This window comes from Actinoplanes subglobosus (genome assembly GCF_042650585.1).
Lineage (GTDB): Bacteria > Actinomycetota > Actinomycetes > Mycobacteriales > Micromonosporaceae > Actinoplanes > Actinoplanes subglobosus.
Genome location: NZ_JBHSBL010000015.1, coordinates 430,559 through 437,842 on the forward strand (window position 1 = coordinate 430,559; position 7,284 = coordinate 437,842).

8 protein-coding genes are annotated in these 7,284 nt (G+C 69.8%); 3 read left to right on the plus strand and 5 right to left on the minus strand.

Annotated features, from left to right (window positions below):
* Positions 1 to 36: 36 nt before the first annotated feature.
* From ACFO0C_RS16630 to ACFO0C_RS16645, 4 genes are all read right to left on the minus strand, one after another.
* Positions 37 to 861 (minus strand): universal stress protein, encoded by an 825-nt coding sequence (locus ACFO0C_RS16630; protein ID WP_378067530.1) that lies wholly within the window; start codon positions 859 to 861, stop codon positions 37 to 39.
* A gap of 187 nt (positions 862 to 1,048) precedes the next feature.
* A complete protein-coding gene (locus tag ACFO0C_RS16635) occupies positions 1,049 to 1,756 on the minus strand; it encodes a VIT1/CCC1 transporter family protein (protein WP_378067531.1) in 708 nt (235 codons plus the stop codon).
* Positions 1,757 to 1,822: 66 nt separating this feature from the next.
* Entirely contained in the window at positions 1,823 to 2,440 is a 618-nt protein-coding gene (locus ACFO0C_RS16640) for a class I SAM-dependent methyltransferase (protein ID WP_378067532.1), read from the minus strand.
* A complete protein-coding gene (locus ACFO0C_RS16645) occupies positions 2,440 to 2,976 on the minus strand; it encodes a TetR/AcrR family transcriptional regulator (RefSeq protein WP_378067533.1) in 537 nt (178 codons plus the stop codon). Before ACFO0C_RS16645 ends, ACFO0C_RS16640 begins: the two co-directional genes overlap by 1 nt.
* Before the next feature lie 98 nt (positions 2,977 to 3,074).
* On the opposite strand from ACFO0C_RS16645, the gene ACFO0C_RS16650 reads away from it, so the two are divergent.
* Complete coding sequence (locus tag ACFO0C_RS16650) at positions 3,075 to 4,691, plus strand: FAD-binding protein (RefSeq protein WP_378067534.1); 1,617 nt, start codon at positions 3,075 to 3,077, stop codon at positions 4,689 to 4,691.
* Between the two features lie 265 nt (positions 4,692 to 4,956).
* Positions 4,957 to 5,421 carry an SRPBCC family protein gene (locus tag ACFO0C_RS16655; RefSeq protein ID WP_378067535.1) on the plus strand — a complete coding sequence of 155 codons (465 nt, stop codon included), beginning with the start codon at positions 4,957 to 4,959 and terminating at the stop codon, positions 5,419 to 5,421.
* Positions 5,422 to 5,475: 54 nt separating this feature from the next.
* Here the strand turns inward: ACFO0C_RS16655 and ACFO0C_RS16660 are convergent, their stop codons facing one another.
* Positions 5,476 to 6,684, minus strand: coding sequence for a sensor domain-containing phosphodiesterase (locus ACFO0C_RS16660; protein ID WP_378067536.1), 1,209 nt, complete (start codon positions 6,682 to 6,684; stop codon positions 5,476 to 5,478).
* Positions 6,685 to 7,052: 368 nt separating this feature from the next.
* On the opposite strand from ACFO0C_RS16660, the gene cspE reads away from it, so the two are divergent.
* On the plus strand, positions 7,053 to 7,256 hold the full coding sequence (gene cspE / locus ACFO0C_RS16665) for a transcription antiterminator/RNA stability regulator CspE (RefSeq protein WP_378067537.1): 204 nt from the start codon (positions 7,053 to 7,055) through the stop codon (positions 7,254 to 7,256).
* The last annotated feature ends 28 nt before the right edge of the window (positions 7,257 to 7,284 follow it).

Consider the following 7,284-nt stretch of genomic DNA (forward strand, 5'->3'; position numbering starts at 1 on the left):
GTCCCGCCCCACTTCCGTGGTACCGCCGGGCCGGGCCTACCGGGTAGGGCCGGACGACCCGCGGTGATGCACCACCGCGACCGTGCACGAGGCGTTACGCAGCAGATGCTGACTGACCGAACCCAGCAGCAGACCGCTGAACGGGCCGTGCCCCCGGCTGCCGATCACCAGCAACTGCGCGTGGGCACTGGCCAGCGTCAGCACCGCCGCCGGATGCGCGACCGTCGCCTCGGCCACGATCGACACGTCCGGGTACGCGTCACCGATCTCGGCGATCAGCGTGTCGAACGGTTCCCGCTCCCGGCCGGTCACCGCGTTCGTGACGATCGGCGTCTCCTCCCACAGCCCCGTCACCGGCGGCCAGGCGCGGATCACCCGCAGCGGCGCCTTACGGGCGGCGGCCTGCGCGGCGGCGAACGCCAGAACCTCCGGGGCCCGATCGGTGCCGTCGACCCCGGCGACCACCGGGCCGGCCGTGGCCTCACCCCGGACGACGACCACCGGGCAGCGGGCGTGCGCACTGACCGCGGTGCTCACCGATCCGAGCAACCCCGCGACGATGCTGTGCCCCCGGCCTCCGATCACGATCAGGTCGGCCTGCCGCGACAGATCGACCAGCGTCGGTACGGCGTACGCGTCCACGGTCCGGGCGGTGACCTCGACGAGCGGCTGTGCCTTACGAGCGGTCGCGACCGCACGTTCCAGCGTGCTCTCCGGATGCGGCGACACCACGATCGGCCGTTCGTCGGCGTGCACCAGCTCGACCGTGGCGTCGGTGTGGGCGGCCTCGTCCATCGCCCACAAGAGGGCGGCCCGGGAGTACGACGACCCGTCGTACCCGACGATGATTCTCTTCTTCATGGCGCTACCTCCTTTGCGGCGTCCCCTCCCATCGCACGCTCGTGGGTAATCCGCCGGGCAGAGCCGTTGGTCCCGTTCCACCCACGGCCGTCCGGCGTACTCTCAGCTTCCGCCTGGGGCGTCGGTTCTCCGCGAACTCCGTCGGAGGCTGTTCGTTCGCCCCACCCCGGCTGCGTTTTTCGCCCGGTCAGCCGACGGTGGCGCCTACCAGCGTGCCGATTCCGTAGGTGACCGCCATCCCGGTCGCGCCGCCGAGCACCAGCCTGGCCATCGCACGAGCGGGTCGGGCGCCGCCGAGCCGGGCGCTGAGGTAACCGGTGGCGGCCAGCGCGACCAGGACCACGACGAACGTGGCGGCCACCCGGAAGCCCGGCGGCGGCAGCAGGATCGCGCCCAGCGGCAGCAGCGACCCGGCCGTGAACGCCACCGCCGACGCCGCCGCGGCCTGCCACGGGCTGGTCAGCTCATCCGGGTCGAGATGTAGCTCGACATCGGCGTGCGCCGCGAACGCATCCCGCTCACTCAGCTCCCGTGCCACCTGACGGGCGGTCGCCGGACTCAGCCCCTTCGCCTCGTAGAGCGCGGCCAGCTCCTCGAACTCCTCCTCCGGGAACCGCGCCAACTCGTCGCGCTCCTTGTCGAGCAGCGCCCGCTCGGTGTCGCGCTGGCTGCTCACCGACACGTACTCACCCAGTGCCATCGACACCGCCCCGGCCACCAGTCCCGCCAGCCCGGCTGTCGCGATCGGCGCGGTCGCGGTCGTCGCGCCGGCCACCCCGATCACCAGCCCGGCCGTCGACACGATGCCGTCGTTCGCGCCGAGGACCCCGGCGCGCAGCCAGTTGAGCCGCCCGGCCATGGCGGTGTCGTGCGGCTCACCAGGATGCAGAACCACGATCCCTCCCCGTTCTCCGCTGCCATCCTGACCGACATCGACACCTCCGGCACAGGGGTGTGGTGATCAGGTTGCGGCGATCGCACCGTGTGGGCGGTGCGTGCCATCGGTGTCGCGCAGTAGTCGCTCGGTCTCGGTGAAACCGGCGGCTCTCAGGCGGGCGGAGAGTTCGTCGGGCGGCCAGCGGTAGGCGGTGGTGACCTTGTGGTCGAACGCTCCGATCTCGGCGGCGGTGAAGAAGCCGATCACCAGGGTGCCGCCCGGGGCGAGCAGGCGGCGGAACGTGGAGAACACGTCGTCGACGTCCGGCGGTGGCATGTGGATCATCGAGTACCAGGACAGGATGCCGCTGACCGAGCCGTCGGCGAACGGCAGGTCGGTGAGCGAGCCGAGTCGGTAGTCGCCGTCCGGGTGGGTGGCCCGCGCATGCTCGATGAACTCGGGGACCAGGTCGAACCCGATCGCGGCAGCCCCCAGCGAGCGCAGGAACCCGGTGATGTGACCAGGTCCGCACCCAAGATCAAGTACCGGGCCGGGTGGAGCGGGGTGGCTGGGTGGGCCCGGGTGGGCGGCCAGGTGGCGGGCGATCAGGGACAGGTCGTCGGGGTGCACCTTGTCCTCGGCGCCGAACAGGTCGATGTAGATGGCGGCGATCGAGGTGTAGGCCTCGCGAACGTGGTTCATCAGCGCAGCGCCCGGCGGGCCGTGACCAGCAGGTGGTCGCGGAGGGCCTCGTCGTCGAGGGCGGTCAGCCGGCGGTCCGAGCCGGCGATCATGAGGCCGCCGCTGACCAGGCTCACCGCCACGCGGGTGGCGTCGTCGGGGTCGGGGCCGGTCAGCAGGTCCTGGAGCTGCTCGATGACGCCGATGGCGGGGTGCTTGCGGACCAGCTGGTTGACCAGCGGGTCGAAGGTCAGCGCGGCGGCTATCCGCCGGTTCTTCACGACCAGGTCGATGATGCCGGTCAGCGCGGCGTTGCGGCGCGCCGACGGGGTGCGGCGGCGCTGGGCGGCCTCGGCGATCGGCGCGAGCTGCTCCAGTGGCGGGCCGATGACGGCGAGGACGATCTCGTCCTTGGCGGGGAACTGGTGGTAGACGGCCGCCTTCGTGACGCCGAGCCGGTCGGCGATCATCTGGAGCGACGTGCCGCTGACGCCGTGCTCGGTGAACAGGTCCAGCGCCGCGGTCAGCAGCCGCTCCCGCGCACGTTTCTCGGCCATCGGATCACCCTATCGGCCCTTGCTTCCGACTAGCCGCTCGGCTAGCTTTCCGACAACATCAAGATAGCCGATCGGCTAGTGGATGGGGGAGGGGCGCCGTGTGGGATCGTGAAGTGGACGTGCTGGTCGTCGGCACTGGAGCGGCCGGCATGACGGCGGCGATCGCCGCCGCCGACAGCGGTGCCGAGGTGCTGATCGTGGAGAGCACCGCCAAATGGGGCGGCACCACGGCGCTCAGCGGCGGCGGTCTGTGGATGCCGACGCACCCGAAGATGGGCGGGACCGATTCCGTCGACAAGGCACTCACCTACATGGAGGCGGCCATCGGGGACGCCGGGCCGGCCAGTTCACCGGAGCGGCGGCGGGCCTTCGTCGAGACGGTTCCCGAGGTCTACACGTTCCTCGAGAAGCACGGCGTGCGGTGGGCGGTCGCCAAGGAATACCCCGACTACTATCCGGACCGGCCGGGTGGCATGACCGGGCGGGGAATCGAGGCGGAGCCTTTCGACACCCGGGGCCTGGGGGAGTGGTTCGCGACGTTCCGGGGGCGTGACAGCATTCCGGCGCCGCTGAAGACCGATGATGTGTGGCTGCTTTCCCGTGCCTGGTCCACGCCTGCCGGCTTCTTTCGCGGGGCGAGATTCGTGTTCCGTACCATATGGGGGTTGATCTCCGGGAAACGCCTTTTCGGGATCGGCGGTGCGTTGACCGCGAACCTGATGTCCGCGCTGCTCGCGCAGCGTGTCGAGGTGCTGTTGAGCACGCCGCTGACCGGTCTGGTCCGCGAGGAGGACGGCTCGGTTTCCGGGGCCGTCGTGCGCACCGCCGACGGCCGCGAGAACCGCATACGTGCGCGTCGCGGGGTGATTCTCGGCGGCGGTGGCTTCGCGCAGAACGCCGAATGGCGGAAGGAGCACCACGGCGTTCCGGGCTACAGCAGCGCCGCCGAGGGCGATCTCGGTGACCCCATTCGCATCGCCCGGGAGATCGGCGCCGACGTCGCGTTGATGGACGACGCGTGGTGGGGTGCCTCGGTGCCGCTCGGCGACGGGCACCACCAGTTCGTGCTCTCCGAGCGGTCGATGCCGTTCAGTATCGTCGTCGATCCGGCGGGCGACCGGTTCACCAACGAGTCGGCCAGTTACATCGATTTCGGGCATGCGCTGCTCGGCCGTGAATCGATTCCCAGCTGGCTGATCCTCGACGTCCGGCACCGCCGGCGTTACCTTTTCAACGCGTTCCTGCAAGGCACCAAGAAACTGCGCGCGGCCGGCATCGTGCGGTCCGCCGGCAGTATCGAGGAGCTCGCCGCCGATCTCGGTATGGAACCGGCGCGGCTGCGGGCGACCGTCGAGCGGTTCAACGGATTCGCGCGCAGCGGTGTCGACGAGGACTTCGGACGTGGCCGCACCGTTTACGACAACTATTACGGCGATCCGACGGTCAAACCCAATCCCAATCTCGGATCCATCGAGAAAGGGCCGTTCACCGCGGTGCAGCTCGTTCCCGGGGACCTCGGCACCAAGGGTGGCCTGCTCACCGACGAGGTGGCGCGGGTTCTCGACGCGTCCGGCGCCGTGATCCCCGGCCTTTACGCGGCCGGGAACACCACGGCGTCGGTCATGGGGCGCACCTATCCGGGGCCGGGGTCGACGATTGCGCCGGCCGTCGTCTTCGGCTATCTCGCGGGGCGCGACGCGGCCGCGAAGAGCTGAGAAGCGGATGGCGTACGGCCCGTCGGCTCACCGGAACCGGCGGGCCGCGGAATGGCGGTCACGGAAGGGCCCAGCGCTGGTTGTCGCCGGCGAATCAGTCCCAGATCCGCGGCTCGGTGCCGTCGGCCCGCAGGGTTGAAGGCCTGGTTCGGCGCGGTGCGGTTGACCACGACGGTGACCACGGAGTCGTCCGGAACACCGCAGCCCCGTTTCGTCGTCCCGGTGCCGGGTAGTTCACGAACACCTTGAGCAGAGGAGAGTAATCGTGAGCACCGTTACCGAGTCCGTGGACGTGAACGTGCCGATCGGCACGGTCTACAACCAGTGGACCCAGTTCGAGGACTTCCCCCAGTTCATGGACGGCGTCGAATCGATCACCCAGATCGGCGACCGCCGCACACACTGGGTCACCAAGGTCGCCGGGCAGACCCGCGAGTTCGACGCGGAGATCACCGAGCAGCACCCCGACGAGCGGGTCGCGTGGAAGAGCACCGGCGGCGACACCAGGCACGCCGGAGTCGTCACGTTCCACCGTCTCGCCGACGCCGAGACCCGGGTGACGATCCAGCTGGACTGGGAGCCCGAGGGCATCGCCGAGAAGGTCGGCAGCGCCGTCGGCGTCGACAGCCACCAGGTGAAGGCCGACGCCAAGCGGTTCAAGGAGTTCATCGAGAACCGCGGCACCGCGACCGGTTCCTGGCGCGGAGATGTCGATCGTCCCGGCATCTGATCAGCAGACGTCAGCGCCGGCCGGCCACGTGCCGGCCGGCGCTGACGCGTGCTGTCAGGGAAGATCGGCCGGCCGCGCCAGGTGGTAACCCTGGCCGTAGGTGACGCCGATCTCGGTCAGCCGGTCGAGTTCGGCCGCGGTCTCGATGCCTTCGGCGATCAGGTCGGCATCGACCTTCGTGGCGAAAGCGGCCAGCGACTGCGCGAGTGCGGTCTTGGCCGGGTCCTCGTGGATGTCACGGACGAGGCTGATGTCGAGTTTGATCAGGTCGGGCCGCAACTTGAGGATGTGCTGCAGGCTGGCGTATCCGGCGCCGGCATCGTCGATGCTCAACCGGACCCCGGCCCGGCGCAGCGCACTCAGCGCCTCGGTCAGCTGCGGATAGTCGGTTACCTGGGTGTGTTCGGTGATCTCCACGGTGATGCGGTCACTGGCGTGGGCGAGCATCGTGTCGCGTACCTGCCCGTCGAGCAGCGCCTCCGCCGACAGGTTGACCGCCAGCCAGGTCCCGGCCGGCAGGTCCGGCAGCCGGCGCAGTCCCTGGCGCACGGCGAGCAGTTCGAGGGGGACGCCGAGACCGCACTGGGTGGCCGCGGCGAACGCCTTGTCCGGTCCGGCGAACACGGCCGGGTCGAAGCGGGCCAGGGCCTCGAACCCGACGGTGTGCCGGTCCCGCAGCCGGACGACCGGCTGGAAGACCATCCGGACCGCTTCGTCGTCGATCACGCCGGCCACCGTGCGGCGGTTGTCCGCGGTGATCCGGCGCTGCTGGGCCAGCGGGCTGCTCATGTGGTCGCCGATCAGATCGGCGATCAGCGCCATGTACTTCACGGTGTGCTGGTCGAGCGACGGGTCGGGGTGCCGGCTGACGCAGCACAGCATGCCGGCGACGGTGCCGTCGGGCCGGTACCAGGGCGCTCCGGCGTACGAGCCGATCCGCAGGTCCCGGGTGACGGCGAGGTCGCGGGTGACCGGCTGCCGGCGGGTGTCGGGGATGACCTCCGGCAGGGTGCCGGCGACGACCCGGGTGCAGAACGAGCCCTGCAGGTCGGTGCCCTCCCCGACCGGGATGTTCATCGCCTCGATCGCCCCGGTCGCCGCGTAGATGAACTGCTGGTCGGCGGTGAACGCCGACACCCACGCCACCTCGACCCCCAGATGGCTCCTGATCAGGGTCAGGAGGCGCTCCACCTCGGCGCGGTCGGGATCACCCGGCTGCCAGGCCTCCGACTCGTCGACGGTGTCGGGCAGGGCAGCGCGCATGGAGGTCTCCTTGGTCTCAGCGTGGGCGACCGCTGATCCACCCTTTCGGCCGCATCGGCCGGAAACTGAGGTGGAGCCGCCCGTCACGACGTTTCCGGTGCCCGCCCGGCCCGACCGGCAGGGCTCCGATTTCGTGATCATCGGCGGTGCGAATTGGCCGGGTGGCCGGTATCAGCCGCCACCGTCTGTTTCCTGTGCTACTGTTTGGCCGTTGCAGTTTTGATTTCCGTGGACGTTTTTGGCGCCTGATGGGTTATCTGAAGCCCGTCCAGGCGCCTTTTCGTTTCCCGCCGGTGAAACGCGGGTGATCAACGCCGCGGCATGAGGGTCCGCACGGCGCGGGCTCCGCAGCTTGTTAAGGAAGTGACATGGCTACAGGTACCGTGAAGTGGTTCAACAGCGACAAGGGCTTCGGCTTCATCAGCCAGGACGATGGCGGCGCCGACGTGTTCGCCCACTTCTCGGCGATCTCGGCGAGCGGTTTCCGCAGCCTTGAGGAGAACCAGCGCGTGGAGTTCGAGATCACCCAGGGCCAGAAGGGCCCGCAGGCCGAGAACATCCGCGTCATCTGATTTCACGCCCTACCGACGGCGGCTCGAC